The sequence below is a fragment of the Mangrovicoccus sp. HB161399 genome, from assembly GCF_013184745.1.
Classification (GTDB): Bacteria; Pseudomonadota; Alphaproteobacteria; order Rhodobacterales; family Rhodobacteraceae; genus Mangrovicoccus.
In genome coordinates, this window is sequence record NZ_JAATVU010000173.1 from 1 (window position 1) to 3,332 (window position 3,332).

Annotated in this window: 2 protein-coding genes; both read left to right on the forward strand. The window is 66.1% G+C overall.

Annotated features, from left to right (window positions below; translation table 11 throughout):
* Positions 1-482 precede the first annotated feature (482 nt).
* Positions 483-2,570, forward strand: coding sequence for a recombinase family protein (locus tag HCC78_RS31830; RefSeq protein ID WP_216671408.1), 2,088 nt, complete (start codon positions 483-485; stop codon positions 2,568-2,570).
* 121 nt (positions 2,571-2,691) lie between these two features.
* A partial coding sequence (locus HCC78_RS31835; protein WP_172332709.1) for an IS66 family transposase zinc-finger binding domain-containing protein occupies positions 2,692-3,332 on the forward strand: 641 nt, incomplete at its 3' end.

Genomic DNA, 3,332 nt, shown 5'->3' on the forward strand with positions numbered 1-3,332 from the left:
ATGCCAAGCGGCTGGAGGCCGGAAAGTTCATCTGGCCGGTCAGCGAGGGCGGCACGTCCGTGGCGATCTCGGCAGCGCAGCTCGGCTATCTTCACGAAGGTGTTTCGGGATGCCCCCCTTGGTGATGCTGACGAATCCTTTCCTGAGGTCGTTCAGGTCCTAGATCCCCGGCACCCGCTCTATGGGCGCAGGTTCCAGGTTCTCGGCCGGGCAAGCATCTGCCGGGCTGGCTCTGCCTCCTTCTACGAGGTCGCGTATCGCGACGGGGTCGCGCTGAACGTGCCCGTGGCAGCGACCGAACCGCTTGCCTTGCCGATCGACCCACCCAAATTGAGCATGCAATCTTTGCTGGACCTACTAGATGTGGTAGATTCCGAGCATCATGAGCACGGCACCCGAAGATCTCTGGACGACGCTGCCGGTGACGCTGAGGCGCCAGATCGTCGACGACATCGCCGTGGTTCTGGCGGAGGTCTTTCGTGATGTCAGAGCTGATCCAGCCGATGCATCTGAAGCGCAAGGCAATTGTCTATATCCGGCAGTCGACGCCCCATCAGGTCGTGAGCAACCAGGAAAGCCTGCGGCTCCAGTACGCGCTGAGCCAGCGCGCCCGCGACCTCGGATGGCATGAAGCCGATATCGACGTGATCGATGCCGACCTCGGCCTCAGCGGCGCCTCGGCCGCGCATCGCAGCGGGTTCCAGGAACTTGTCGGCCGGGTCGGGCTCAGCGAAGTGGGGATGATCCTGTCCGTCGATGTGACGCGGCTCGCGCGCAACTGTACCGACTGGTATCCTCTCCTGGACATCTGCGGGCTGCGGGGCTGCCTGATCGCCGATCGCGATGGCGTCTATGATCCGGGCAGCGCAAACGGGCGCCTGCTTCTCGGCCTCAAGGGCACCATTTCCGAACTGGAGCTGCACACGATTCGCAGCCGCCTGACGGCCGGGCTCATCGCCAAGGCGCAGCGCGGGGAACTCGCTCTCACCTTGCCGGTCGGTCTCGTGCGGGACCCCAGCGGCGTTGTACTGAAAGACCCCGACACGGCTGTCCAGGGCCGGCTCGGCCTCGTGTTCGAGCTCTTCATGAAGCTGCGCAGCGTCGCCAAGGTGATGCGGATGCTGAATGCCCGCGGCCTGGACCTGCCGCGCAGGGACCGGCATGGCGAGCTGTACTGGGCTCGCGCGACGGTCTCCGCGGTTGCCGCGATCCTGAAGAATCCCGCGTATGCAGGGGCTTTCGTCTATGGCCGGACCCGCATGCGGGACACCGCACCGCACGGACGGCTTCCGGCAAAGGCGAAAGTGGCGAGACCTCCCGAAGAGTGGCGCATCGTCGTGAAGGACCGGTATCCAGCCTATGTCGACTGGCCGACCTATGAGAGAATCCGCAGCATCGTGAGCGACAACCGGGCTGAATACATGCGCACCAAGACAAGGGGCATCCCCCGCGACGGCGACCTTCTGCTGCACGGCATCGTCTGGTGCGGACGCTGCGGCCACAAGATGTATGCCCGGTACAAGGGCGGCGGAGAATATGTCTGCAACCACTTGCACAAGCATTCGGGCCTGCCCGACTGCCAGCATGTCCGGGCCAGGGCGGTGGACGCCGCTGTCGCCGACGCATTCCTGACCGCACTGGCCCCTGCGGAACTCGATGCCCTGTCGCGCGCCTGCCGGGCCCGGAGCCAGGTCGACAGCGCCTTGCGTGCGAATGCCGAACGCGAGGTCGAGCGCACACGCTATGCAGCAGCCCTGGCACAGCGGCAGTACAATCGCGTCGATCCCGACAACCGCCTTGTCGCCGCCGAACTCGAGCGCCGCTGGGAAAGCGCGCTGATGGAGGTCCGGGCGGCAGAGGCCGCGCTGGCGGAGCAGTCCGCACAGCAGCCGGCCGGGCCTGTGGCCATGGGGAAGGCCTTCACCGGCAAGGTCGTGACCCTGGCGGGACGCCTGCCGCAAATCTGGGCGGATCCTGCCACCAGTGACTCGCATCGCAAGTCGCTCCTGCGCTGCCTGGTGGACAAGGTGGTGCTCGACCGGACGCCCGAGAGCGCGCTGGTCCGCATCGTGTGGCGCGGCGGTGCGGTGACCGAGCTCGACATCAAGATGCGGGTGACCGCGATCGCGAAACTCGCGCGCGGCGCCGAAATGCGGGCGCGCCTGCTCGAACTGGCAAGGGCGGGCATGCCCGACGATGAAATCGCCCGCGTTCTCACCAGCGAGGGGCACCGCTCGGCAAATTCGCCAGACAAGGTGCTCGCCGTCACGGTCCAGCGCATCCGGCTGGCCGAAGGCATCAGCACGCCCCCTGCGCGCAGGCGGTGGAACCACGATCCCGGTTTCCTGAGCACAACCGCTCTTGCTGCCAAGCTCGGGATCCCGGTCAATTGGCTTTACGTGCAGATCAGGAAAAAGCGTTTGCTCATAGACCCTCAGCCCACCGGTGCCTATCTGTTTCCCGACACGTCGGTCGTTCTGGACGGCGTGCAGAACCTTCGAAATCACATCATCAGCGAACTGGACCTGAGAATCTGTCAGCGTGACGATAGGGGGTATCAACATGGATGATCGCTTGAAGGGATCGACTGGCGCAATCCGCGCTGGACGCAGAGGCCGGGAAAGACGGGTTAACTCTCTGGCTTCTGATGATTTTCCTTTGTCCGCACGGTGGCCGTGGTAAGATCTAGACATGACCGACGCCGCCGCCGAAATCGCCCGTCTGCGTGCCGCCCTAGCGGCCGCGGAAACGCGTGCAGAGGCTGCGGAACGGGAGCTGGCCGGGGCGCCCGGGCTGGTCTCGGCGGCCGAGGCCGCGATCCAGCACCTGCGGCTGGAGATCGCCAAGCTGCGCCGCGCCCAATACGGGAACAGCTCCGAGCGCCGGGCCAGGCTGATCGACCAGATGGAGCTGCAGCTCGAGGAGCTCGAGGCCGCCGCGACCGAGGACGCGATCGCTGCCGGGAAGGCGGAGAAGACCAGCACCGTCGCCGCTTTCGAGCGCCGCCACCCGGCGCGAAAGCCGTTCCCGGAGCACCTGCCGCGGGAGCGGGTGGTGATCGAGGCGCCCGCGGCCTGCGCGTGCTGCGGCTCGGGACGGATCGCGAAGCTGGGCGAAGACGTCACCGAGACGCTGGAGGTCATTCCCCGGCAATGGAAGGTGATCCAGACCGTCCGCGAGAAGTTCACCTGCCGGGATTGCGAGAAGATCAGCCAGGCGCCCGCGCCGTTCCATGCCACGCCGCTGAACCGCCTGTCCGAACGCTTTGCCCGCGAAGGCGTCGAACTCAGCCTCTCGACCCTGGCAGATCAGGTGGGCGCCTGCGCGGCGGC

What these genes read in the sequence shown, in the direction of transcription:
- HCC78_RS31830 (WP_216671408.1), top strand. Translation starts at nt 483, where the DNA reads ATGTCAGAGCTGATCCAGCCGATGCATCTGAAGCGCAAGGCAATTGTC.